This window comes from Rhodococcus koreensis (assembly GCF_017068375.1).
In the GTDB taxonomy this organism is placed as follows: Bacteria; Actinomycetota; Actinomycetes; order Mycobacteriales; family Mycobacteriaceae; genus Rhodococcus_F; species Rhodococcus_F koreensis.
Genome location: NZ_CP070609.1, coordinates 3,405,020 through 3,427,938, shown reverse-complemented (window position 1 = coordinate 3,427,938; position 22,919 = coordinate 3,405,020). Strand labels below are relative to the sequence as shown.

The 22,919-nt window shown below is 65.6% G+C and carries 23 protein-coding genes and 1 pseudogene; 6 read left to right on the top strand and 18 right to left on the bottom strand.

Translation table 11 applies throughout. The annotated features are described in order from the left end of the window. Positions 1 to 137: 137 nt before the first annotated feature. Positions 138 to 257 (top strand): annotated as a pseudogene (locus JWS14_RS51740) (MmyB family transcriptional regulator); the annotation flags it as partial. 332 nt (positions 258 to 589) lie between these two features. On the opposite strand, the gene JWS14_RS15855 reads toward JWS14_RS51740, so the two are convergent. Both JWS14_RS15855 and JWS14_RS15850 read right to left on the bottom strand, forming a co-directional pair. Then, positions 590 to 2,020 carry an aldehyde dehydrogenase gene (locus tag JWS14_RS15855; protein WP_206013736.1) on the bottom strand — a complete coding sequence of 477 codons (1,431 nt, stop codon included), beginning with the start codon at positions 2,018 to 2,020 and terminating at the stop codon, positions 590 to 592. A 119-nt stretch (positions 2,021 to 2,139) separates the two neighbouring features. After that, positions 2,140 to 2,412 carry a WhiB family transcriptional regulator gene (locus JWS14_RS15850; protein WP_206013735.1) on the bottom strand — a complete coding sequence of 91 codons (273 nt, stop codon included), beginning with the start codon at positions 2,410 to 2,412 and terminating at the stop codon, positions 2,140 to 2,142. 331 nt (positions 2,413 to 2,743) lie between these two features. Between JWS14_RS15850 and JWS14_RS15845 the strand changes: the two genes are divergently transcribed. Further along, complete coding sequence (locus JWS14_RS15845; protein WP_206013734.1) at positions 2,744 to 3,145, top strand: VOC family protein; 402 nt, start codon at positions 2,744 to 2,746, stop codon at positions 3,143 to 3,145. Here JWS14_RS15845 and JWS14_RS15840 read toward each other — a convergent pair. From JWS14_RS15840 to JWS14_RS15815, 6 genes are all read right to left on the bottom strand, one after another. Beyond that, complete coding sequence (locus JWS14_RS15840; RefSeq protein WP_206013733.1) at positions 3,135 to 4,283, bottom strand: CaiB/BaiF CoA transferase family protein; 1,149 nt, start codon at positions 4,281 to 4,283, stop codon at positions 3,135 to 3,137. The two genes, JWS14_RS15845 and JWS14_RS15840, sit on opposite strands and share 11 nt — an antisense overlap. Before the next feature lie 18 nt (positions 4,284 to 4,301). Further along, positions 4,302 to 5,525 (bottom strand): CaiB/BaiF CoA transferase family protein, encoded by a 1,224-nt coding sequence (locus JWS14_RS15835; protein WP_206013732.1) that lies wholly within the window; start codon positions 5,523 to 5,525, stop codon positions 4,302 to 4,304. Between the two features lie 18 nt (positions 5,526 to 5,543). Further along, entirely contained in the window at positions 5,544 to 5,795 is a 252-nt protein-coding gene (locus JWS14_RS15830) for a Zn-ribbon domain-containing OB-fold protein (RefSeq protein ID WP_259375861.1), read from the bottom strand. A 99-nt stretch (positions 5,796 to 5,894) separates the two neighbouring features. Then, positions 5,895 to 6,413 (bottom strand): MaoC/PaaZ C-terminal domain-containing protein, encoded by a 519-nt coding sequence (locus JWS14_RS15825; protein WP_128640966.1) that lies wholly within the window; start codon positions 6,411 to 6,413, stop codon positions 5,895 to 5,897. Between the two features lie 40 nt (positions 6,414 to 6,453). Then, positions 6,454 to 7,608 carry an acyl-CoA dehydrogenase family protein gene (locus tag JWS14_RS15820; protein ID WP_206013731.1) on the bottom strand — a complete coding sequence of 385 codons (1,155 nt, stop codon included), beginning with the start codon at positions 7,606 to 7,608 and terminating at the stop codon, positions 6,454 to 6,456. A gap of 151 nt (positions 7,609 to 7,759) precedes the next feature. After that, on the bottom strand, positions 7,760 to 8,914 hold the full coding sequence (locus JWS14_RS15815; protein WP_206013730.1) for a CaiB/BaiF CoA transferase family protein: 1,155 nt from the start codon (positions 8,912 to 8,914) through the stop codon (positions 7,760 to 7,762). 400 nt (positions 8,915 to 9,314) lie between these two features. On the opposite strand from JWS14_RS15815, the gene JWS14_RS15810 reads away from it, so the two are divergent. Then, positions 9,315 to 10,436, top strand: a complete 1,122-nt coding sequence (locus tag JWS14_RS15810) for an NDMA-dependent alcohol dehydrogenase (RefSeq protein WP_206013729.1) — start codon at positions 9,315 to 9,317, stop codon at positions 10,434 to 10,436. Positions 10,437 to 10,552: 116 nt separating this feature from the next. Here JWS14_RS15810 and JWS14_RS15805 read toward each other — a convergent pair whose 3' ends face one another. Together JWS14_RS15805 and JWS14_RS15800 are read right to left on the bottom strand one after the other, a co-directional pair. Further along, positions 10,553 to 11,566 (bottom strand): zinc-dependent alcohol dehydrogenase family protein, encoded by a 1,014-nt coding sequence (locus JWS14_RS15805; protein WP_206013728.1) that lies wholly within the window; start codon positions 11,564 to 11,566, stop codon positions 10,553 to 10,555. A gap of 5 nt (positions 11,567 to 11,571) precedes the next feature. Next, positions 11,572 to 13,068 (bottom strand): aldehyde dehydrogenase, encoded by a 1,497-nt coding sequence (locus JWS14_RS15800; RefSeq protein WP_206013727.1) that lies wholly within the window; start codon positions 13,066 to 13,068, stop codon positions 11,572 to 11,574. A gap of 416 nt (positions 13,069 to 13,484) precedes the next feature. Between JWS14_RS15800 and JWS14_RS15795 the strand changes: the two genes are divergently transcribed. After that, a complete protein-coding gene (locus JWS14_RS15795) occupies positions 13,485 to 14,354 on the top strand; it encodes an acyl-CoA thioesterase domain-containing protein (protein ID WP_206013726.1) in 870 nt (289 codons plus the stop codon). Positions 14,355 to 14,367: 13 nt separating this feature from the next. On the opposite strand, the gene JWS14_RS15790 is transcribed toward JWS14_RS15795, so the two are convergent. Then, positions 14,368 to 15,105, bottom strand: a complete 738-nt coding sequence (locus JWS14_RS15790) for an IclR family transcriptional regulator (protein ID WP_206016042.1) — start codon at positions 15,103 to 15,105, stop codon at positions 14,368 to 14,370. Positions 15,106 to 15,189: 84 nt separating this feature from the next. Next, on the bottom strand, positions 15,190 to 16,548 hold the full coding sequence (locus tag JWS14_RS15785) for an MFS transporter (RefSeq protein WP_206013725.1): 1,359 nt from the start codon (positions 16,546 to 16,548) through the stop codon (positions 15,190 to 15,192). Positions 16,549 to 16,761: 213 nt separating this feature from the next. Here JWS14_RS15785 and JWS14_RS15780 point away from each other — a divergent pair, with 213 nt between their 5' ends. Further along, entirely contained in the window at positions 16,762 to 17,700 is a 939-nt protein-coding gene (locus JWS14_RS15780) for a LysR family transcriptional regulator (RefSeq protein WP_241031358.1), read from the top strand. A gap of 78 nt (positions 17,701 to 17,778) precedes the next feature. On the opposite strand, the gene JWS14_RS15775 is transcribed toward JWS14_RS15780, so the two are convergent. Beyond that, on the bottom strand, positions 17,779 to 18,003 hold the full coding sequence (locus tag JWS14_RS15775) for an anti-sigma factor family protein (protein ID WP_072944583.1): 225 nt from the start codon (positions 18,001 to 18,003) through the stop codon (positions 17,779 to 17,781). A gap of 160 nt (positions 18,004 to 18,163) precedes the next feature. On the opposite strand from JWS14_RS15775, the gene JWS14_RS15770 reads away from it, so the two are divergent. After that, positions 18,164 to 18,826: a class I SAM-dependent methyltransferase gene (locus JWS14_RS15770; protein WP_072944622.1), complete on the top strand. Its 663-nt coding sequence runs from the start codon at positions 18,164 to 18,166 to the stop codon at positions 18,824 to 18,826. Positions 18,827 to 18,852: 26 nt separating this feature from the next. Here the strand turns inward: JWS14_RS15770 and JWS14_RS15765 are convergent, their stop codons facing one another. The 5 genes from JWS14_RS15765 to JWS14_RS15750 are packed head-to-tail and all read right to left on the bottom strand — an operon-like array spanning position 18,853 to position 22,799. After that, complete coding sequence (locus JWS14_RS15765; RefSeq protein WP_206013724.1) at positions 18,853 to 20,214, bottom strand: FGGY-family carbohydrate kinase; 1,362 nt, start codon at positions 20,212 to 20,214, stop codon at positions 18,853 to 18,855. Between the two features lie 37 nt (positions 20,215 to 20,251). After that, positions 20,252 to 21,034 carry a class I fructose-bisphosphate aldolase gene (locus tag JWS14_RS15760; RefSeq protein WP_206013723.1) on the bottom strand — a complete coding sequence of 261 codons (783 nt, stop codon included), beginning with the start codon at positions 21,032 to 21,034 and terminating at the stop codon, positions 20,252 to 20,254. 56 nt (positions 21,035 to 21,090) lie between these two features. Further along, complete coding sequence (gene dhaL / locus JWS14_RS15755; RefSeq protein WP_206013722.1) at positions 21,091 to 21,786, bottom strand: dihydroxyacetone kinase subunit DhaL; 696 nt, start codon at positions 21,784 to 21,786, stop codon at positions 21,091 to 21,093. A gap of 12 nt (positions 21,787 to 21,798) precedes the next feature. Next, positions 21,799 to 21,966, bottom strand: coding sequence for a dihydroxyacetone kinase subunit DhaK (locus JWS14_RS51165; protein WP_259375860.1), 168 nt, complete (start codon positions 21,964 to 21,966; stop codon positions 21,799 to 21,801). Continuing rightward, on the bottom strand, positions 21,903 to 22,799 hold the full coding sequence (locus JWS14_RS15750; protein WP_259375859.1) for a dihydroxyacetone kinase subunit DhaK: 897 nt from the start codon (positions 22,797 to 22,799) through the stop codon (positions 21,903 to 21,905). The genes JWS14_RS51165 and JWS14_RS15750 overlap by 64 nt, the downstream gene beginning before the upstream one ends. Positions 22,800 to 22,919: the final 120 nt, after the last annotated feature.

Genomic DNA, 22,919 nt, shown 5'->3' with positions numbered 1-22,919 from the left:
CATTTTAGTTGACGGATGCCGATGTGCTGAATGTGACTGAGATCGTGCATCTGTTCGATCTCGCCCACTCTCACAATCGGCACCCCGTCCGACGGCCCGAGCCCGGCACAGAACGCGTCCCCGATGGGGTACAGACGATGATCGATCACCTCGTTGGTGCGGCCGCGGTGGTACATAACCGGCGCCCGGATCTCGTCGTGGCCAACGACCTCGGCCGAGCTTTGTACTCCGATCTGTACGAACATCACCGGCAGCCGAACCTCGCCCGATATGCGTTGTCCGACGACCGTGCGCAAGAGTTTAACCAGGACTGGGATATACGACGGCTGACTTCGCGGTGTCAATCCTGCGCGCCCATGCGGGTGGACCACAGTGCGACGGGAACCTCACCGACCTGATCGGTGAGCTCACCGCTCGCAGCGAGGATTCCGAACACGCTGGGCTGCACACGATGTCCGATCTCACCAACGTGGCAGCAAACGCCTGAACAGACGAGCAGGGTCGTGAAGGGGCCGTCCCGGTCGGAGCCTCCGCAGCGTGGCCGAGCCTCACGGTGCATCACATGCTTCCTTACCCGGAGGGGCAGCGGTCAGGCACTCCGGAAGATCGTTTTGAGCTCCAGGTACGGTTCGAGGCTGCTGGGCCCGAGTTCTCTGCCCATGCCGCTGTTCTTGACGCCGCCGAATGGTGCCTCCGTGGGGAACGACGCGCTGTTGACACCGATCGTGCCGGTCACGATGCGTCGGGCGACGGCGGTGGCGTGCTCGCGGTCCGGAGAGAAGACGCCGCCGCCGAGGCCGTATTCGGAGTCGTTGGCGATGGCGATGGCCTCGCCCTCGTTCTCGTAGGCGATGACGACGAGGACCGGGCCGAAGATCTCTTCACGGGCGATGCGCATGTCGTTGGTGACGTCACGGAAGACGGTCGGCTCGATGTAGAAACCCCGGTCGTTCGCCGTGGATCGGCCCCCGCCGACGACGACCTTCGCTCCTTCACGTTGTCCCAGCTCCAGGTACGACTCGACGCGATCTCGCTGCCGTTCGGACACCAGGGGGCCGAACAGGTTGGCGGGATCGGTGGGATCGCCGATCGGGATCTCGCTCATCGCGGCACTGACAGCGTCGACTACTTCGTCGTACCGCGACCGGGGTGCGAGCACCCGGGTCAGGGACCGGCAAATCTGGCCGGTGTTCGGTGAGCACGCGGTTGCCACGAACGGCTTGAAGGCGTCGAGATCGACGTCCTCGAGCAGGATGGCGGCCGACTTGCCGCCCAGTTCGAGTGTTACCCGCTTGAGGTCCCTGCCGCAGGTCTCGGCGATGGCCTTGCCGGCGACGGTGGAGCCGGTGAAGGCGATCTTGCGCACCAGCGGATGCTCGACGAGGGCGCTGCCGGTCTCGCGGCCTCCCGTGACGACGTTGACGACGCCGGCGGGGATACCCGCTTCGGTGGCGATTTCCGCGAAGAGAAAAGCATCGAGCGAAGTTTCTGGTGCCGGCTTGATCACGGCGGTGCATCCTGCCGCGAGTGCCGGTCCGATCTTCCACGCGAGCAGGGGCTGGGGGCCGTTCCAGGGGGTGATCGCCCCCACCACGCCGACCGGCCGACGCTGCAGCAGCGCGTCACCGATGGACGTTTCCAGTGGTTCCTCTTCGACGAGGGTGTCGGCGAGCGATGCGAAGTACCGGTAGTACAGCGGAACTTGCTGCTGCATCGCCCGGGACACGCTGATCGGGGTGCCGTTCTGCCGCGTCACCAGCGCAGCGATCTCGTCGATACGGCCTTCGTAGGTGTCGGCCAGGCGGCGCAGGGAAGCGGCTCGCTCGGACGGAGGGGTGGCGGCCCACGTGACCCCGGCGGCGTCGGCGACCTGCACGGCCGCGTCGATATCGGAGGAATCACCGTCGACGATGGAGGCAAAGACTTCCTCCGTCGACGGATTGATGACGGAGATTGTCTCGGCGGAGTGGGCGGTCCGGTACTCGCCGCCGATGTAATGGGATTCGTGGTTCGTGACCATTCTTGTGTCCTCCTGGTCCCACCGCATTGTGATGGCGGCAAGAAATGATGGATGCCCCGACGGAACGTCGGGACGGGTAATGCGACGTCAGCCGATGTCGGATGAGGCCGAGCGATCGGCTATCTTTGCCATCGACTCCACTTGCGCGCGGCGCGAAGCTCGTTCGGGTTCAGGCCGCCCCAAATTCCGTGTTGCTCTCCGAAATCAATCGCGCTTGTGCGGCATTCGCTGATCACCGGGCATTGGCGGCAGATCGCCTTCGCTTGCTGCTCCTGACGGCGTGAACCGGTGCGGTTGTCTTCGCGATCGGTATAGAAGACAGCGATGTCCATGCCACGGCAACGCGCCTGTGGTCGCCAATCGTCACGATCGACGTGTGATGCGAGATTCATGGTTCACAGTGCTTTCCTGGCTTCGCGGAGTGCGTTCGGCCTTTGGGAATTATCTCATTCTGAACAATGATTCTCGCCTGCACGAGAAGAGTTCAGCCGCGGGTGAATATTCGGCAATGCGGCGTCAGTGTCAAGAGTGGGCTTACGCACACAGAAATTCAAGGGGGAGTAGTAGTTACGATAGATAGGGTGAGGCTTACTTCGGGTTAGATTCCGCATCTTTGACTTTCGGAACAATTCTGCAGAAAATGCTCAGTGCGGGCGCCGATCGGTGCTCGGGCGCAAATGAACTGAGCGGTGGGTTCGCTCGAGGCGGGAACGGACGATTCAGATGCATATCGCGCATATCGACCATTTCGTGCTGACTGTTGCCGACATCGACACCACCGTCGAGTTCTACTCGACGGTGCTCGGGATGTCCGAACACCGGTACGGCGACGATCGCCGGGCATTGCTGTTCGGTCGCAGCAAGATCAATCTGCACCAGCAACCGAGCGCGGTGACGCCCAACGCTCGGCACGCGCAACCCGGTAGCGCCGACGTCTGCCTGATCGTCGAAGAATCCATCGACGCGGTTGTCCGCGAGCTGTCCGACAGAGGCGTTCCGGTGGAAGTAGGTCCTGTCCAGCGCCACGGCGCTCGAGGGCTGATGACCAGTGTGTACATCCGCGATCCGGACGGAAATCTCATCGAGCTGTCGGAATACCAGGCGGGCACCTCCGTCAGGGTCTGATCTTCAGCACTTCGGGAAGTTGGTCGTTGTCCGCCCCGATGTCGCGGGCCGCGTGCAGGGGCGGCGGGCGCCGACCGTCGAACGACAGGGGCAGACCGACCAGTCCGATCTCGTCGTCCGACGGCGTGCCGATGATCCCGAGCGCATGGGTGTGCTCGTGGGCGACGACTTCGGCGGTGGTCTGGATCGGTGCGGCCGGGATGCCGGCACCCTGCAGCAGTTCCTGCCAGTGGGCACGTGTTTCCTTCGCCAGTTGCTCACCGATCAGCTGGTCGATCTCGGCCCGGTTCTGCAGCCGCCCAGCGTTGGTGGCGAACCGATCGTCGGTCGACCATTCCGGATGTCCGAGTGCGGCGCAGAGGCGAGCAAACAGCGGGTCGTTGGCGCAACTCACGATCAGATCGCCGTCGCTGGTCGAGTACGCGCGGTGCGGGACGATGAAAGCGACACCCGACCCGTGGCGACCGCCGGGTTCGCCGTCGGCGTTGTAGTTCGCCACGCCGATCGACATCCACGCCATGGCGGTCTCGAGGAGCGACGCGTTGACCGTCGCACCGGCGTGTTTCACCTGACGGCGGTGCAGCGCCGACAGGATGCCGATCACCGCCCACATCGCGGACCCGAAGTCGATGATGGACACCCCTGCCCGCACCGGGGGCTGTCCCTCCTCGCCCGTGATGCTCATGATTCCGGAGAATGCCTGCATCAGCGGGTCGTATCCGGGGAGTGTGTTCAGCGGACCCACATGTCCGAACGCGCCGATCTCGCAATAGATCAACTCCGGCTTGGTCACCCGGAGGCTGTCGGCGTCCAGCCCGTACTTCGCGCTGGAACCCGGCCGGAGGTTGTGGATGAAGACGTCCGCGCGTTCGGCGATCAGCGTGTGCAGCGTCTTCAGCTGATCTCGATCCTTGATGTCGATGCTGATGCAACGCTTACCGCGATTGAGCGCATGGAACGCGGCGCCGCTGCCCTTCCATGTGCTCGGCCCCCAGCCGCGGGCGGAGTCGCCCGTCGGACGCTCCACCTTCCACACCTCGGCGCCAAGTTCCGCGAGGATCTTCCCGCTGAACGGTGCCGAGGCACTGTCGCCCAGCTCGACCACGACAACTCCCGATAACGGCAGATCACGCTGCATCGTCTTCCTCCTTGGTGGTCAGCCGGCCGAATGTGCGGCGCGCACTTCGGGTGTGTACGTGGCGCCGGAATTCAGCAGCTCGTCTATTTCACCGCGATCGAAACCGGCGTCGGTGAGCAACTGCACCGAATGTTCGCCGAGGCGCGGCGCCGGGTACCGCAGGTCCGGCTGACTCTCGCTCCACTGTTGCGGAATCGCCATCGTCTTCAGCGGGCCTTCCGAGGGGTGGTCCTGGTCGACGAAGAAGCCGACCTCCCTCATGTGTGGATCGTCCAGCAACGATTCCGGAGTGTTCATCTCGATGACCGGAATATCCGCTTCGGTCAGGAGCTTCATCCATTCCGCGGTCGTCTTCGTTTCGAACACCTGCCCCAGGAACTCGTACAGGATTCCGATGTTCTGGGTCCGTCCGTTGATGTCGGCGAAACGCGGGTCCTCGACCATCTCCGGGTGTCCGGAGATTTCGAAGAATCGCTGCCAATGCTTGTCGACGTAGACGTTCACCCCGAGGTAGCCGCCGTCGAGCGTCCGATACGGGCGGCGGTCCGGGTTCATCATCCGGCCGTACCCCCAATCGCCGATCGGCGGATCGAACGTGTGCCCGTACAGGTGGTCGCCCATGACGAAATGCGCGAACGTCTCGAACATCGGTACCTGGACTTCCTGACCGACACCTGTCTTCTCGCGCCGGAACAGTGCCATCGACACGGCCGTGCTCGCGGCCATGCCGACGACGCGGTCTGCGATGGCGGTGGCCACATAGGTCGGCGGACCTGCCTTGCGGCTCTGGAGTACCGGCATACCAACCGCTGCCTGGATCAGGTCGTCGTATGCCGGCCGGTCGGCGTAGGGGCCGTTCTGGCCGAACCCGTAACAGCCGCAGTAGATGATCCGCGGATTGATCGCGCGGGCGTCCTCGTAGCTCAACCCCAGCCTGGCCATCGCTCGAGGCCGCAAGCTGTACAGCAGCACATCGGCGGAACCGATCATCCGCTCGAGTGCGGCGCTGCCGCCGGCGGACTTGAGATCGAGGACGAGGCTGCGCTTGTTGCGATTGAGGTGCAGGAAGATCGCGCTCATTCCGGGGTTGCGGGACGGGCCGACACCGCGAGTCGTATCGCCGGCCCGTGACTCGATCTTCCAGACGTCTGCGCCCATGTCGGCGAGCAGGAGCGACGCGTACGGGCCCATGAAGTTCGATGTCAGGTCCAGGATGCGCACACCCTCCAACGGTCCGGTCATGTCACTGCTCCTACTGTCCTACTGGTGGTCCGTCATGGTGAATACGGGGAGTTTCTGCTCCCCACGTTGTACGAAACGCGTCGTGACCGGTTTTCCGATCGCGATGGCGTCGGGTTCGCCGTCGATCTGTGCGAACAAGGTGTAGCCGTCGTCCATCTTCACGAAGTCGACCGCGTACGGCGCTACCGTGGTCCAGACGGGCGTCGGTCCACGCATGATAGTGCTGTACGAGTAGATCGTCCCGCTCCCAGCCGATTGTGTCCACGACAATGCAGACTCCGTCGCATCGCTGTGCAGGCAGAGCGAGTGCGCCGGCCAGACCGCCTCCGCCCATGCCGACGATCGCTGCGCCGGGCTTCGACGACATACTCAGTTCTTGGCGCGCTCGGTGGGCAGCGACGCGCCGACCAGGGCCTCGAGATCCTCGCGCTTGCGCAGCATCAACAGGCTCCATTCGCTCTTCTGGCACACGTCGCCGTTCTGGTTGAGCGCCTTCATCAGCAGCGTGATGACGCCGTATTTGTCGTCCTTATCCTTCTTGGCGAGGACCTCGGCGGTGACGTAGATGGTGTCGTTGATGTGCACCGGCGTGAGATACCGAAGGTTGTTGATCCCGTAGTTCGCCTGGATCGGCGGACCGAAGGTGATCAGGCCGGTCATGATGGAGTAGGTCAGCGACCCCTGTACCAGGCGCTCACCGAAACGGGTCTGGGCCGCGTAGTGGACGTTCGAGTGGATCTCGATCCAGTTGCCGGTCAGCGCGCAGTAGTTGACCACGTCGGTCTCGGTGATGGTGCGACCACCGCTGCGAAACACCGTGCCGACCTCGATCTCGTCGAGCGGCATGTCGATGCGGTTGTTGATGGTTACGGGATTCGTCGTTGTCATCGCTGCTTCCTTGGGACGTGAAAGGTGATCGGGGAGAGACTCAGGCGTTGGTCAGGCGCATCGACTTGGCGATGATCGTGCGCTGAATCTGCGACGTGCCGCCGCCGATCGTGCACTGGATCGACTCGCGCAGGTAGCGCTCCATGTCGCCCTCGGGCAGGTTGGCGTAGCCACCCAGAATCTGCATGCCGTCGAGCGCACACTGCTTGAGGGTCTCCGACGCGTACAGCTTGGCCATCGAGGTCTCGCGGGCGGCCGGGGTGCCCTCGGCTTTGATCGCGGCGGCCCGGTAGCAGAGCAGACGAGCAGCGTCGACGCGGGTCTGGTTCTCCGCCAGCATGTGCTTGAGGACCTGGAACTCACGGATCGGCTTGCCGAACTGAGTGCGCTGGTGCGCGTACCGGTTGGCGTTGTCGACTGCCTCCTGCGCGTTGCCGGTGTAAGCGGCTGCGACGGCGCAACGCTCCAGTTCGAGGTGGTCGGTGATGACCTTCCAGCCCTGGCCCTCTTCGCCCAGCAGCGCGTCGCCGGGAACCCGGACCTCGTCGAGGAAGATCTCGGTGGTGCCGGTCGCGTGCCGCGACAGGGTCGGCAGCTTGTTGATGACGAGTCCCGGGGTGTCGTTCGGGATCAGAAGCACCGACAGGCCCTTGTGCTTGTCGGAGGTGTCGGTGCGAACCAGCATCGCGATGACCGTGTTGTCGGCCGCTGCACCTGAGCACCAGAGCTTGGAGCCCGTAATCACCCAGTCGCCGTTCTCGTCACGGCGAGCGCGGGTCTTGGTGTTCGCGGCGTCCGAACCGGCGTCGGGCTCGGAGATCGAGACCGAGAAGCGAATGTCACCGTCGATGAACGGCTTGACGTAGCGGTCCTGCTGCTCCTTGGTGCCGAACTTCAGGATGTTCATGGCGGTGAAGGTCGGAACGAGCACCGAGCACGCGAAGTCGAATCCGAACTTGCCGAGACCCTCTGCCATCAGCGAGTAGTCGAAGATATCGCCGCCGGAGCCGCCCATCTCCTCGGGGAACAGGATGCCGAGCCAGCCCTGCTTGGCGATCTTCTCGTACGCCTCGTACGGGTAGAGCCGGTTCTCGTCGCAGTGCCGGACATACTCGACGGTGATTTCGTTGTCCATGAAATCGTTCACGACGTCGAGCCAAGCTGCCTGGGATTCGTCGAGGAAGTTCGAATTCATATTCTTCTCTCCAGATCGGAAGGAATGGTGCCCGTATTTCGGTTGCACCGCTTGAATAAATGGTAGAACTGCGCGGTTGCCGAACCTAGTGATTCTTTTCGAATCAACGATTCGGCGAATGCGAATCCTGTTGTGAGGCGCAGCCGAGGGGTCAGGTGATTGCGCCCGCCGTGCGGAGTGCAGCGAGTTGTTCGGCGGTAAAACCCCAGTCGCCGAGAACGTCGTCGGTGTGCTGTCCGGGCGCGTCGGGCGGGCCCTGGATCGCGCCCGGGGTGCGGCTGAACCGCGGCGCCGGCGCCGGCTGCACCACGCCGTCGACCTCTGTGAACGTGCCGCGCGCAACGAGATGCTTGTGCTGCGGTGCCTCGGTCAACGACAACACCGGCGCCCAGCACGCGTCCTCCCCTTCGGCGAGGGCGCACCATTCGTCGCGAGTGCGGGTTCGGAACACCGCGGCGAACCGTTCCTGTATCTCCGGCCAGCGGGTCCGGTCGTGCTGATCGGGCATGTCGGATTCACTCAGTCCGAGAAGGCGAAGAGTGTTGCGCCAGAATCGGGTTTCGTTACAGGCGACGCTGATCCAGCGTCCGTCCGAGGTCTCGTACACGTGGTACCAGGGCGCGCCCGAATCGAGCCGATTCGTTCCGCGCTCGTCGTTCCAGTATCCGGCTGCGTGAAGGCCGTAGAACAGGGTCATCAACGACGCCGACCCGTCCACCATCGCTGCATCGACCACCTGGCCACGGCCGGACAGCCGGCTCTCGAGAAGAGCCGCAACCACTCCCAGCGCCAGATACAGTGAGCCGCCGCCGAAGTCGCCGGCGAGATTCAGGGGCAACGTCGGTGGCCCGTCCTTGGCGCCGATGCCATGAAGGACGCCGGTCAGTGAGATGTAGTTGGCGTCGTGCCCCGCGGACTGAGCCAGCGGTCCGTCCTGACCCCATCCCGTCATCCGCCCGTACACCAGCGCGGGATTCGCGGCGAGACAGTCGTCCGGGCCGATTCCCAACTTCTCCGCCACGCCGGGACGGAAACCCTCCACCAGCACATCGGCTCGACGCACCAGGTCGAGAATCGCAGCGGCGGCCGCCTCGTTCTTCAGATCCATTGCTGCACTGCGGCGTCCGCGATTGAGAAGATTGAAGCGCGGATCCACCGGCGCGCCACCGTCGTAGCCCGGCGGCCGGTCGATCCGGATGATGTCCGCCCCCAAGTCGGACAGGAGCATGCAGCAGAACGGAACGGGCCCGACGCCGCCCAGTTCCACGATCTTGACGCCCGCGAGCGGGCCACGGGATTTCTTCATATTTCGGCTCCAATCGACCACCTCGAGTCTATTGCTCACCTGAGTCGGTTCCAATTGAAGAAACGTGAAGTGTCGATTCGAGTAGACCGAATTCCATCGATCTATTTAGCCAATTCTATGCCACCATTGACGAATTCGCCTTCACAGTGACACCATTCACGGAGGCAGTATTTCTTCCCGTGCTGCGATGAATCCGCGCACGGAGACAGCGGCGCAGTGTTCGGCAACCGCCGACACCGTGCGCAGTCTGCCAGTCGGGGTCATCGAACGTACGCCGGTGTTCACCGGCGCTCACCAGCGGGATCGTCACCAAGAGGAGTGGATGCACCATGAGAACACCGAATGATCGCGTCGATGCGGGCAGGGCGGTATCCGATTCCAGCGCGCGGGCGGCTCGCTCATGCTGACCAGGGGCGCTGTGCTGCGGCAGTCGCCGGGCACGTACGAGGTGGTCGAGCTCGAGGTCGATGATCCCTGGCCTGGGGAAATCCGGGTCAAGATGGCCGCCACCGGCCTCTGCCACTCCGACGACCACTTCGCGACCGGAGACCAGCAACCGGGGATCCTCCCGATTGCGGGTGGCCACGAAGGCTCGGGGGTCGTCGAGGCAGTGGGACCGGGCACCACAGGCTTCGCCGAGGGCGACCACGTGGTCTTCTCCTTCCTGCCGGTGTGCGGTCGCTGCCGATGGTGCGCCACCGGTCATCAGAACCTGTGCGATCTCGGCCGATTCCTCGCCACCGGTGCCCGCTTCGACGATCCGAGCTCGTTCAGACTGTCCCTCGACGGTGCACCGGTCGGACAGCTCGCCGGTCTGGGAACATTCTGCGAATACGTGACCGTCTCGACGGCATCGGCGATCAAGATCGACCCCTCGATCCCACTGGACGTCGCGTGCCTGACCGGGTGCAGCGTGGGGACCGGCTGGGGTGCGGCGGTCAACTCCGCGCAGATCCGGCCGGGGCACGTCGTCATCGTGATGGGCATCGGCGGGATCGGGATCAATGCCGTCCAGGGTGCCGCACACGCCGGCGCGGGCGCCGTCATCGCCGTCGACCCGGTCGAATTCAAGCGCGAATCGGCGTTGAAGCTCGGGGCCACCCATGCCGTCGCCGACATCGAGGAGGCCACCGAGGTGGCCCGGTCGATGACCAACGGTCAGGGCGCCGACGCCACCATCGTCACCGTCGGCGTCACCAGCGGACGTCATGTGGGGCAGGGCCTGCAGTCCGTCCGCAAGGCGGGTACGTGTGTGGCGGTCGGGCTCGGTGATGTCGCAGTGAAGGACGGTGACATCAACCTGCACGAGCTCGTCCTGTACCAGAAGCGGCTGCAGGGCTCCCTGTTCGGGGCCAGCTGCCCCACCGCGGACATCCCGGTACAGCTGCAGATGTACCAGAACGGGCAACTTCGCCTCGACGAGCTCGTGACCACCCGCTACTCCCTCGACGACATCAACGTCGGCTTCGACGACATGAAGGCCGGCCGCAACCTGCGTGGAGTCGTGGTCTTCGATTCCTGAACCGACGGGTAGGGGGCGGATGCACGACGCGCGTCCGCCCCCTACCCGTTCGGGATGGATCAGTGAATGGTCAGCGCCACTGCCGAGGGCACTTCGGCGGCCGGGCGATCTGAACGCTAGAACTCGAAGACACCCTTGCCGTCGCTCTGCTGCGCGAACCATTCGTACGCCTCCACACCCTGATCCAGGGACCAGGTGTGGGTGTAGATGTCGTCGATGGGGAGATTCCGTGCGGCGATGAACTCGGCGCACCGCAATTGCTCGATCGTGGACATCGTCCACGACGTCATCAACGTCCATTGCTTCTTGTAGTGAGCCTGGACGTCGAACTCGATATGCCCGGGCAGGCCGAGGAAGCATGCGCGGCCCCAGGGGGCGAGTACTGCGAGAGCATCGTCGTTGGCTTTGCCGGAAGTCTCCAGAATCAGCGGTGCGCCGCGTCCACCCGTCAGGTCGGCGATTGCTTCGACCACATCGCAGGACCCCGAATCGACAGTCGAGGTCGCACCGAAACTCTTGGCGCGCTGTAACCGGTTGTCGTCGATGTCCACGGCAATCACCGTCGCACCCAGCGCCGACGCGAGCATCGTGCCCGACAGACCGACGGGGCCTTGGCCGAATACCACGATCGTTTCCCCGGCGACAGTGCCGAGCCGTTGCAGGCCACCCCACGCCGTGCCGGTTCCGCACCCGATCGCTGCCCCGGCCTTGTAGCTCAAGGCGTCCGGAAGCGGCAGGAGAGTGCGGGCAGGCACTTTGAGGAATGGGGCGTGCCCACCGTTCGCGGAGATTCCCATGACCTTCGATGGTTCGCGCTCGCACATCTGCGGCCAGCCGGAGCGGCAGGCGGGACACGCATCGCAGCCCCAATAGTGATGAATCATCACGCGATCGCCGACACGCGCCATCATCGGCGTCACACCGTCACCGACGGCGTGGACGTCCCCGCACGGTTCGTGGCCCTGGATGACGTCGGTTCCGACAGCTATCGCGCCCCTACGGAACAGGAGGTCGCTTCCGCACATGCCCGAGGCTCGGACCCGGACGACGACCTCGCCGGGCCCCGGTACAGGATCGTCGAACTCTCTGATGACAGTGGTGTCGTCGCCCGGAAAGGCAATTGCACGCATCGTGATCAATCCTCCGTGTTCTCGAAATAGTTTGGGAATTGCGCGGTGAGGCCGATGACCGTCGTACGGGTCTCCATGTACGGGGTGAGGGCGTCGATGCCGTTCTCCCGGCCCCAACCGCTGGCCTTGAAGCCGCCGTAGGGAAGTGACCACCGCACGAACGAGTAGGTGTTGACCCATACCGATCCGGCTTCGATCTGGTTCGAGACCCGATGCGCGCGACCGATATTGCCCGTCCACAGTCCCGCGGTCAGCCCGTACGCAGTGTCATTGGCGATGGCGATGGCCTCTTCTTCGTCGTCGAACGGGATCAGTGCCACCACTGGGCCGAAAATCTCTTCACGCGCCACCCGCATGTCGTTGGAGACGTTGGCGAAAACGGTCGGCTGAACGAAGTAACCGGGTGCCAGTTCGTCGGTGAGGATCCGTTCGCCTCCGGCGACCAGTTCGGCGCCGTCGTCCCGGCCGATCTTCACGTACGACAGGGTTTTGTTCAGTTGCTCTTCGTGCGCCTGGGGTCCCATGCGTGCGGTCTCGTCGGCCGGCATGCCGACACGTACCTGGGCGGCCCGGGTGCGGAAGGTGTCTACTGCGCGGTCGTATATCGATCGCTCTACCAGCACCCTCGACCCGAGCGCGCAGCTCTGCCCGCACAACCGCCACGCCGAGGCGGTGGCCGCATTGAGCGCCTGATCGACGTCGGCGTCGCCGAAGACGATGTGCGGGGCCTTGCCGCCCAGCTCGAAGGTGAATCGTTTGAGGTTGTCGGTGCCGTCGACCACCATCCGCCGGCCGGTGTCGGTCGAGCCGGTGAACGAGACCTTGCCGACGTCGGGGTGAGCGACCAGGCGCGCACCGGCCGTGCGCCCGTAACCGGGGACGACGTTGAGGACACCCGGTGGGAACCCCGTCTTCTCCGCGAGTTGCGCCAGGACGAGTGCGGACACCGGAGTCTGTTCGGCAGGCTTGAGGACGACCGTACAACCTGCAGCGAGGGCAGGCCCGATCTTCATGCACGTGGTCAGCAACGGCGCGTTCCAGGGCACGATTGCACCCACCACACCGATCGGCACCATGGTGGTGAAGGCGTGCACCGTGTCGTCCATCGGTATCGTGCGGCCTTGGGTCTTGTCGGCGAGCGAGGCGAACCAGTAGTACCACTGCACTTGTGCAGCCAGACTCCCGCGGAGGTCGGACTTCAGGGCGCCCGTGTCGTGGGACTCGAGTTCCACCAATTCGGGAATCGCTTCCTCGAAAAGCTGGGCGAACCGTCGCAGTAACGCTGCGCGCTCGTGACCGGGGGTGCGGCGCCACGGGCCCGCGAACGCCTCGGCCGCTGCCGAGACGGCGCGGTCGATGTCACCCGCACCCCCCATCGCAACCGCCGCCCACGGCTTACCCGATGCGGGGTCGATACTCTCGGCGATGACGCCGTCGATGGGGTCGACCCATTCACCACCGATATAGAGCTTGTCGAAAACGCGCAATTCCGTTTGTGGCATACGCAACATGTACGCCGTGAAATGACTTGGCGTCAACTGTGAACTGCGGTTTCTCTGGAAGAAATCGCCAGTTCGTAAAATGGAAAAAAGACGCTTCGCTCCCGGGAAGTAGATGATTCGAAAATACGAAATTGACGCGGTTTCGCGCCGAGGATAATCTGCGAAAGAGTTCTATGTGCGGAACCGGCCACGGTAGGGAGAAGCGCGTGACTCATGAAGCACGCCGCGTCGTCATTGCCTCTGCCGCATCGGAAGGTCCGTCGTGGTATCGGCTTCCGGCGTCGAAGCCACTGGTCATCGACGGCCGACAGTGGGAGCCGGCGCTTCTGTAGATCCCTTTCCTCGTGACACTGTCACGGTCCGTAATATGCGATGAGATCGTTTCGATTCGAAAACGAAGAAGAGGAGAATCGAGGATGACGTCCGCCTTCTTTCGGTTGGCGCCCGGTCGCGATGTTCAGTCCGAGGAATACGTGCCCCAATCACCCGCTGGAAGTGGCTGGGGCAGTGGACACATGCGCGGCATGGCCGTCAGCGGGGCTCTTGCTCGTGCCACCGAGAAGACTGTGGAGGAACTCGGGCGGCAGGACCTTCAGCCGGTTCGGTGGACCCTCGACCTCTTCCGTCCCGCGGGGATGAAACCGTCCGTCACATCGACCACCGTAGTTCGCGAAGGGCGCCGCCTGTGCCTCGTCGACGCGGTGCTGAGCCAGGACGGGGAAGCGGTCGCGCGGGCCAGCGCACTGTATCTGAGCCCCACCACGACACCGGACGGCATCGTGTGGGCTTCGGGCAACAGCCCGCAGCCGCCACCTGACGACTGCAAGCGGGCGGCGGGGACTGCCGAACGGTTGTACCGCAGCGACGGTGCGGGCTGGACCCTGCCCGCGGACGCACCGCAGAACGGTGATCGCAAGCAGATCTGGCAATTCGCGATCCCGGTGGTCGAGGGCGAGCCACCGACTGCTTTCCAGATGGCCGCGAGCATTGCGGACGCCGCCAACGTCATCAGCAATTTGGGCAGTGCGGGACTGGAGTTCATCAACGCTGACGTGACTCTCGCACTGGCACGTCTACCGGAGGGCCTCGAACTCGGACTGGCCGCACTCGATCGGGCCGAGCAACACGGCATCTCCGTCGGCACGGGGCTCGTGTTCGACCGACTGGGAGTGGTCGGTTCGGTCACCGTCTCGGCGGTCGGAAACGCCCGGCGCGCTGTCGATCTCCGTGGGTTCGGCCAGGGGGACGGTGCTGCCCCGCAAACGAATTCGAGTGCCGCGACCTGAGGCCCCGGCGCAATTACTGCGCCGTCAGGCGCTCGGCTATGTGCCGGGCTTCGCTGATTGCGGCGTCGGCGATCTCCTCGAGTCGGATATCGATGCGGGCTCGTGGCCCGGCGACCGTGAGGACGGCAACGTGTTTGTCGCGGTGGAACACCGGGACCGCAACGCCGCCGAGGTCGGGTGTCACTTCTTTGCTCGCGTATCCGATTCCGTCGCGTGCGATGCGGTCGAGTTCCTCGCGTGCCTGTAGGCGCTTGTCGGTCTCCTCGATGTGGGTGTCGAGGTAGGTGTCGCGGAACCGCTGATCTGCATAGGCCAGGAAGCACTTGCCGGCGGTGGACGGGAAGAGCGGGCGCCGGACGTGGAGTGCGGGCGAGAAGCGGATCGGTTGCGTCGACTCGATGATGTCGATGTTCACGACGGATTCCCCGATCTGAATGCACAGCGTGACCGTCTCGTCGAAGCGGCGGTGCAACGATTCCAGGCTTTCCCGGGCCACGCGGTCGACCGGAGGTTGGTGCGCTGCCAGCAGTGTGCCCACTGCGGGACCAAGGGTATAGGCGCCGTTCTCGGTCAGGTAGCCGGTGGCCACCAGGCCCTTCACGATGTAGTGCACGGACGATCGGGGGGCGTCGAGCGCTGCGGCGAGCTGGGCGAGTGACAGCCCGTCCGTGCTCCGGGAGACGAGCTCGAGGATCGTCATGACACGTGAGACCGTGCGATGCTCTTTCGCCTCACCAGCAACCGGCGGCACGTGGCTCTCCCTCTTCTCGATCACCGATCGAATCAGCCTACAGGTGACTGGGGCACCGCCACGTCGGGCAGTGCCCCAGCCGGATCACCGAACGGCGGGAGCGCTTTCGGCGGAAGGGGTGTGGTTTCTGATGCTGATGGTGCGGTACTGGTCACCGAGTGCTGCACCCGCGATGAGGATCGCGCCGACGACGAAGATCAGGGAGACACCCCAGGTGGAGTGGGTCGGGGACAGTGAAACCATGGTCAGCGCCGCGAGTGGAGCGAGGCCGCCGGCGAGTGCGCCGCTGACTTCCCGTCCGGCGCCGAGGCCCGAGGCGCGGACTTCGGGTGGGAACTGCCGGGCGAGGAAGGACCCGGAAGCCGCGAGCAGCGTGGGCTGGACGATTCCGACGGTGAGGATGAGTGCGAGCCAGATGTAGACCGGTCGGTCGGTGTTCAGGAGCCAGAAGAAGGGGAATGCCAGCCCTGCCACACACCCGGCGCCGATAAGCATGATGCGGCGTGTCCCGGCGCTGTCGCAGAGCCGCCCCGCGAGGGGGATGGTCACGAGCGCGACGGCACTGGCCAGGCTGATACCGAACGCGCCGACGTTGGCGGCGACGTCGCGGAACTCGGAGAGATACGACAGTGAGAACGTCTTGAAGATGTAGCTGATGCCGTTGACGCCGATGGTCGACACGGCGACGACGGTCAGCCCACGCCAGTGATTCTTCAGCAGGTCGCGGAATGGTTGTGTCTTCTTGCGGGTCTGAGCTTCGGCGGCTACCCGTTCGAAGTCGGGGGTCTCGGGCAGGTTCCGGCGCATCCAGTAGCCCAGCCCGACGAGGACGAAGCTGGCCAGGAACGGGATCCGCCAGCCCCAGCTGTAGAGGTCGGCTTTGTCGAGGCTCGTCACGGCGGCCACGGCCAGGGAGGACACCAGCAGGCCGACGCTTACGCCCATGGCCGGCCATGCGCCCTGCCGTCCGCGGGACTTCGCGTCGGCATGCTCGTAGGACATCGCGATGGCGCTGCCGAACTCTGCGCCCGCACCGAGGCCCTGGACGATACGGAACAGAACCAGCAGCACGGGTGCGGCAATCCCGATCGTCTCGTACGACGGGATCAGGCCGATGCAGCCGCTGGCCAGGCCCATCAGTAGGAGATTGAACGACAGCACGGCCTTGCGGCCGATCTTGTCGCCGAGGATGCCGAACACGATTCCGCCGAGCGGGCGGGCCAGGAATCCGACGGCGAACGTGGAGAAGGCGGCGAGGGTGCTGACCGTGGAGTCTTCCGAGGGAAAGAAGAGCGGGCCGAACACCAGGGCGGCCATCGATGCATAGAGGTAGAAGTCGAACAGTTCGAGGGCTGTGCCGACCACTACCGCGGGGCCGACGTTCTTCGGCTTCCGGCGTGGCGGATTGGGGGCGTTGTGGAGCGAGTCCTGTGGCTGTGTCACGGGTCGAGCCTCTTCTCTCACTTCGGACGACGGTTGCGTCATTCATATATATGAACACGCCATTCGTAACTACGATGATATGATCGGGAACACTAGGGAGTGAGCTGGGCCACGTCAACCCTGTTTCGAAACTTGTCTCTCACGATCTCGGTCGCGAGAGACAGGGCGTGATTGGCATGGTCGAGTCCGTATTTCGCTGATCGTGAGGGCGGTATGGCTATGTTCAACAGGCTTCATCTGATTCGACAGGTCGATCTGTTCACGTTGCGACTGTTTCTGTCCGCGATCGAAGAACGGCAGATCGGTCTGGCCGCGATCCGGGAGAACATCGCCGCGTCCACGGCAACCAAGCGAATCCAGGCCCTGGAGGACATCGCCGGAATCAAGCTTCTCGATCGTGGGCCCAGGGGCGTAGTCCCCAGCCCCGCCGGTGCGGTCCTCGAACGACACGTCCGCACGATCTTCGGAAACCTCGAGGAGATGCGCTCCGAGATAGCGTCTTTGACCGAGGGAGTGCAGGGTGACCTGACGATCGTGTCGGCCCGATCGATCATCGTGCCGTTCCTGGCGCGGGAACTGGGCGAGTACAGCCGTGAATACCCGCTCGTCGACCTGGCCGTACGGGAGACCGAGAACGCCGAGATCGTTCAGCAGGTCGCGCGCAGCGAAGCGGACCTCGGGGTATTCGCGGCCGCACACGAACTCGATCTCGACGGCGTGGATGTCACGCCCTACCGTCGTGATCGGCTGGTCGCGGTGGTGCCGCTGGGTCACCCGCTCACCGAGCAGTCGGTCGTGACCTTCCAGGATCTGTTGCCCGAAAGACTGATTGCGGCACGCGCGATGGCGCCGGCGTTTCGCGCCGCGGCGAATCGGCTGGGAGAGCAATTCGATTCCAGGCACTCCGTGCGGAGCGGAGAGGTCGCGATGAGTCTCGTCCAGGCGGGAATGGGCGTCACCGTGCAGCCGGAATGCCTACTCAGTCACGAGATGATGAGCCGCGTCGCGGTGATGGAATTCGCCGAGCCGTGGGCGGCGCGCAGGATCCACCTCGCCACCGCTCGTGGGCGGGCTCCGAGCCCGGCTGCGAGCGCACTCGTCACCCAGCTGCTCGACCGCCCGCACGACTCCGATGACGCAAATTCGTGCTGAGTGAACTGGTGGGCGCATCCCGATGCTGCGCTCGCAATCGGTGAATTAGTTTGTCCCCAAACGGTTTCCCGTGAGGTCTCAGCATTGTCGCCGGAAGTCGGTGAGGATGCGGTCCCGCAGTGCCGGATCGAGTTCTTCGATCGACAGTTCGCCGAGGGTGTGCACCGTCTGTTTCATCTGGTCGACGTAGTGGGCGCAGCCGCCGCATTCGCCCACGTGTGTCTCGAACCTGGCCTTGGTCTGCGCGGCGAACGCATCCTCGAGGTAGACGGTGACGAGTTCGACGAGTTCCTGACAGTCCATCGTTCGTTTCGATTCCTTCACGGGAGTGCCTCCTGAGTCCCGCCGACCCAGCGTCTGCGGCTATTGCCACAGTGTCCGGAAGTGCCCGGATCGTTACACCGGATGGAACGGCGTGCGGATGCGTGGTGGCGACAGGCGCCGCGGGCGTACGGTCGAGGTCATGACCGAGGACAACCAGGTTGCGCCGTGGGACGACATCTACCGAGGCGATGCGAAGGAATTTTCGGGGCCGGTGCCGTGGAACATCGGTGAGCCGCAGCCCGAGATCGCCGCGCTGATCGCGGAAGGCAAATTCCGCAGCGACGTACTGGACGCGGGGTGCGGACACGCTGAAACGTCCCTGCAGCTGGCGGCGCAGGGGTACACAGTGGTCGGTCTGGACCTGTCGCCGACTGCCATCGCGGCAGCTCAGGCGGCAGCGGCCGATCGTGGCCTGACGACGGCCACGTACCAGGTGGCGGACATCAGCTCGTTCACGGGTTTCGACGGCCGATTCGCCACGATCGTGGACAGCACCCTCTTCCATTCGCTGCCCGTGGACCGGCGGCGCGACTACCTGCAGGCTGTGGCCCGGGCGGCCGCACCCGGCGCGTCCTATTACATCTTGGTGTTCGCGAAGGGCGCCTTCCCCGAGGGGCAGGGACCGAACCCGGTGACCGACGACGAACTGCGGGAGGCTGTCGCCGAATACTGGATCATCGACGACCTCCGCCCGGCCTTCATTCACGCGCTGCTCGGGCCGGAGGAGGCCGCGAACTGGCAGCGCGACGACAAGGGCCGGGCCATGCTGCCGGCGTGGCTGCTGTCGGCGCACCGCGACTGAGGCACGAAGCGGGACTTCGTCGACGCCTACGCGTGTGCGCCGACGTGGTCGAGGTGCGCCGTCATGCCCATCGCGGTGGCGGGATCGGTATCCCATCCGATGGCGGTCGCCGCGAGCAGTGCTGCCGCGGTCGCGGTGACCTGGGGTTCGGGGATCACGGTAAGGTCGCGGCCGGTGACCGCCTTCTTGGTCTCGACCCATCCGGGGGATCGGGACCAACCACCTGCGGCGTAGACGGCAGGCTGCCCGGGTAGGCATGCCGCGACTGCGTCCTGTGCGCGGGCACCGATCCGCGCGAGGGCGCCGAGAACCGCGGAGGCACGGGAGAGCGGTGACGTGGGGGCGTCGGGGGTGTAACGGGGCAGCGCGCCGCCTCGGCTGCCGGGGACGAACACCGGCGCGTGCAGGTAGTCGTCGGGTGGGGTGTCGCCGGAGATCATCTCCTGCAGGCGGGCACCGACGGCGGCGTCCTGGGAGGCCCATTCGACGTTGCGGGCGAGTTCCTCCACGGACAGCACAGTGGTTCCGGCAGAAAGGATTCCGGGTGCGACATCGAGGTCGTCGCTGCGGGGTATGCCTGCCTCGGGAGCCTGGGCGACGACGACCTCGGCGGTGCCCATCGAGTCGAGGACGGCACCGGGGTCCATCGCATGCACTCCCCAGCCGCCGATCGGGTGATCGTGGCCGCCGGCGACGACGACGGCGTCGGGGTCGATGACACCCGCGGTGACGAGGCGGTCGGAGAGGAACCCGCCGATGACGTCACCGGCCCGGCGCACCGGTGGCAGTAGGGCGGCCGTGCCGATACCGGCGGCCACCCGGTCGTCGATCCACCGCCGGCTGTGACCGTCCCACGCGGCGGTGCGGGCGGCGAGGGTGTCGCTGAAGAACGGGGTGCCGGTCCACACACTCGACGGATAGTCGGTGAGCGCGACCCACGACCGGGCCTGCGAGGCGCCGGGTTGGTCTGTTGCCCAACGCCATCCGACGAGGGTGCGTGCGGCGTCGTCGGCGGTGCAGAGCGCCGCGTCGGGCCGTAGGCGCGGGGCCAGATCGGCGAACACGTCGGCGCGCCGGGTGTCGAACCAGGCCAGCGCCGGGGTGAGCGGGGTCAGGGCGTCGTCGACGAGCACACCGTCCTCGCCGACCCCGGCCACGCTGACCGCGTGCACCCGGTAGGAGTCCGAGCAGATGTCGAGGATCATCTCCTCGATCGCGAACAGCAGATGCTGTGCGTCGACGGACAGGTCGACCGCACCTCGGGGAGTGGTGCGCCGACGCCTGGCGACGACCGCCCCCTGAGGTGTGAGCGCCACGACCTTCGTGTTCGTGCTCCCGATATCGACTCCGCACACCACCGGTGAGCGCCCGCTGCGGTCTCGTGTCATCTGTACTGTCCTCGTCGTCTGCCGTTGGAGTACCCGCTCAGGCGGGGAAACTCACCTTCCGGGTCAGGGTGCCGATCTCCTTCAGTACGCGTTCGCCTTCGCTGCGTTCGCGTTGCCAGATGTTGCGGCCGACGATGATTCCGCGGGCGCCGGCGCGCAGGGTCTGCCCGATGGCGTCGACGGTGTCGTTGACGTCGCCGGCGAGGGGTCCGCCGGCGATGACGAGGGGGACGCGGAGTTCGTCGACGAGGCGGGCGGTGCGTTCCTCGCCGGGGAAGGCGATCTTGATGATGTGGGCGCCGAGGTCGTAGGCGATGCGGGCGACCTTCTCTTCTTCGACGACGACGTCGTCGGTGCGGGGTGCGCCCATGATGACCGGTTCGAGGACGAGGGGGATGTCCCAGGCGTCGCAGGCGGTGACGATCTTGCCGACGCGGGCGCACATGGCGGCGCGTTCGCTGCGGGAGATGTTCCAGGGGAAGAGCATTTTGACGGCGTCGACGCCCATGCGGACGGCTTCTTCGACGGTGGTGATCAGTTCGTGGGAGCCGCCGCCGTCGAGGGTGGTGACGTCGTAGTAGGTGTCGATGGTGAGTACGCGGCTCAGGCGTGGGTGTTCGGCGAAGAATTTTTCGGTTTGTTTGACCTGTCCGGGGGTCATCATGAATCCGGTGACGTCGGTGTCGGCCCAGGCGGCGAACGGTGCGGAGGGGGTTTCGAGGCCCTTGATGCGGTCGAAGATCAGTCCGTGATCGACCGGCATGATGATCGCCGCCCGGTCGTTCGGCAGTGTGCGGCGCATCCGGTATTCCATGCTCATTTTCGGTTCACTTTCCTTCGTGGGTTCGTTCGAGTGGTTTTCAGGTACAAAAGCGGCTAGTGCGTCCAGGCGGTGTCGACCGGTCCGTCGTGCCCGCCGACCGCGGCCGCCGCGCACTGGATCATGAGGGCCACGGCGACGGCGCCGGGATCGAGCACGCCGCGGGCGACCTCGCCGACGTACGCCGCGCGGCCGCGGCGGGCCACGATGTCGCGGGTGGTCAGGGCGCCCGCTCGCGCGGCCTCGGCGGCAACGTCCAGCGCGCGGACCGGGTCCGCGTCGGCGGCCGCCTGCTCGCTCAGCGCCTGTGCGGCGGGAACCAGGGCGTCGACCATCGTCTTGTGCCCGACCTGCGCCTTCCCGTACCGCTGCACGGTCGCCACCGCCGCGGCCAGTCCGCCGGCAAGTTCGGTCAGGGTCGGGGTGCCCCCGGTCGCGCAGCGGGCGATGTCCCGGAAGAACATTCCGAACAGCGGGCCGCTGGTGCCGCCGGTGCCGAGGAACCCGCGCGAGACGGCGGTGAGCCACGCGGTGAACGTCTGCGGCGACGTCGCGGCGATCTCGTCCTGGACCCGGGTGAACGCGGAGGTGAGGTTGGTGCCGAAGTCGCCGTCCCCGGCCTGGCGGTCGAGTTCACCGAGGGCGGTGGCCGCGCCGCCACCGGTGGAGGTGCCCAGCACCGTGGTCAGCATCGCGGCCACCCAGCGGGGCGCGAAGGTGGTCGGCAGTGCCGTTGCGGTCGTCGAGTTCATGTGTTGGGCTCCTTACCAATTCAGCGCGGGGGTCCGTACAGGGGCGTCCCACAGTTTCAGTAGGTCGGCGTCGACGGGGGTCAGGGTGACCGAGAAACCGTGCATGTCGAGGGAGGTCACGTAGGTGCCCACCAGAGTGCGTGCGACGGTGATGCCCTGCGCGCCCAGGAGCCGGTGCACGGCGCGGGCGGCGATCGACAACTCAGCGGGTAGGCGCCGCCGAGCCCGTTGACGATGGCCAGGACGGCGGAGCCGCGCCCCAGCCCCAGATCCCGGACCAGCGGGGTGACCAGCATTTCGCTCAGTTCGTCGGCGGAGGCGTACCGGGCGCGGGAGATGCCGCGTTCGCCGTGGATACCCACGCCGAGTTCGACCTCGTCGGCGGCCAGGTCGAACGCCGGGCGGTCCTCGCCGGGGTGGGTTCCCGCCTGCAGGGCCAGGCTCATCGTCCGGGACGTGCGGGCGACGCGGCGGGCGGCGTCGGCCACCTCGGTCAGTGATCCGCCGAGTTCGGCGCGGGCTCCGGCGATCTTCTCCACCGCGACCACCGCCGCGGTGCCGCGGCGGCCCGGTCCGTCGGCGTCGCCGTCGGTGTCGGTGGCGAGGTCGTCGTCGACCAGCACCATCTCGGTGTCGACGGCGTGGTCGCCGGCCAGTTCGCCGGCGATGGTGAAGTTCAGGACGTCACCGGTGTAGTTCTTCACGATCTGGACCACGCCACGGCCGCTGTCGGCGGCCAGCGTGCCCTCGTGGACCTGCAGGGCGGTGGGGCTGGCGAACACGGCCCCGGGGACGGCGACGTCGAGCATGCCGCGGCCGACGAACCCGGCGTGCAGCGGTTCGTGCCCGGACCCACCGCCGGAGACGAGTCCGACCTTGTCCCGGGCGGGGGTGGCGCGGCGGATCAGGCCGCGATCGGTGTCGTAGGACACCAGGTCGGGGAAGGACAGTTCCATGCCCTCCAGCGCCTCCGTCACGGCGGCGCCGGAATCGTTGATGATCTGCCGTTTCATTGCGGCGGCTCCTTCGAAATCGAGTACTGCGGTGCGCCGCTGCGCGGCACGGGTGGGATGTCGTGGGTGGAATGCCGGGCCGCCTCCTGGGCGGAGGCGGCCGGCTGTCTTCGGGGGACG

Coding starts and splice junctions, on each gene's coding strand:
- JWS14_RS15800 (WP_206013727.1), bottom strand. CDS start 13,068: ATGCCACAAACGGAATTGCGCGTTTTCGACAAGCTCTATATCGGTGGT.
- JWS14_RS15810 (WP_206013729.1), top strand. CDS start 9,315: ATGCTGACCAGGGGCGCTGTGCTGCGGCAGTCGCCGGGCACGTACGAG.
- JWS14_RS15835 (WP_206013732.1), bottom strand. CDS start 5,525: ATGACCGGACCGTTGGAGGGTGTGCGCATCCTGGACCTGACATCGAAC.
- JWS14_RS15805 (WP_206013728.1), bottom strand. CDS start 11,566: ATGCGTGCAATTGCCTTTCCGGGCGACGACACCACTGTCATCAGAGAG.
- JWS14_RS15760 (WP_206013723.1), bottom strand. CDS start 21,034: ATGAGCATGGAATACCGGATGCGCCGCACACTGCCGAACGACCGGGCG.
- JWS14_RS15775 (WP_072944583.1), bottom strand. CDS start 18,003: ATGGACTGTCAGGAACTCGTCGAACTCGTCACCGTCTACCTCGAGGAT.
- JWS14_RS15840 (WP_206013733.1), bottom strand. CDS start 4,283: ATGCAGCGTGATCTGCCGTTATCGGGAGTTGTCGTGGTCGAGCTGGGC.
- JWS14_RS15765 (WP_206013724.1), bottom strand. CDS start 20,214: ATGACACGAGACCGCAGCGGGCGCTCACCGGTGGTGTGCGGAGTCGAT.
- JWS14_RS15825 (WP_128640966.1), bottom strand. CDS start 6,413: ATGACAACGACGAATCCCGTAACCATCAACAACCGCATCGACATGCCG.
- JWS14_RS15780 (WP_241031358.1), top strand. CDS start 16,762: ATGGCTATGTTCAACAGGCTTCATCTGATTCGACAGGTCGATCTGTTC.
- JWS14_RS15820 (WP_206013731.1), bottom strand. CDS start 7,608: ATGAATTCGAACTTCCTCGACGAATCCCAGGCAGCTTGGCTCGACGTC.
- JWS14_RS15750 (WP_259375859.1), bottom strand. CDS start 22,799: ATGAAACGGCAGATCATCAACGATTCCGGCGCCGCCGTGACGGAGGCG.
- JWS14_RS15850 (WP_206013735.1), bottom strand. CDS start 2,412: ATGAATCTCGCATCACACGTCGATCGTGACGATTGGCGACCACAGGCG.
- JWS14_RS15855 (WP_206013736.1), bottom strand. CDS start 2,020: ATGGTCACGAACCACGAATCCCATTACATCGGCGGCGAGTACCGGACC.
- JWS14_RS15770 (WP_072944622.1), top strand. CDS start 18,164: ATGACCGAGGACAACCAGGTTGCGCCGTGGGACGACATCTACCGAGGC.
- JWS14_RS15795 (WP_206013726.1), top strand. CDS start 13,485: ATGACGTCCGCCTTCTTTCGGTTGGCGCCCGGTCGCGATGTTCAGTCC.
- JWS14_RS15815 (WP_206013730.1), bottom strand. CDS start 8,914: ATGAAGAAATCCCGTGGCCCGCTCGCGGGCGTCAAGATCGTGGAACTG.
- JWS14_RS15845 (WP_206013734.1), top strand. CDS start 2,744: ATGCATATCGCGCATATCGACCATTTCGTGCTGACTGTTGCCGACATC.
- dhaL (WP_206013722.1), bottom strand. CDS start 21,786: ATGAACTCGACGACCGCAACGGCACTGCCGACCACCTTCGCGCCCCGC.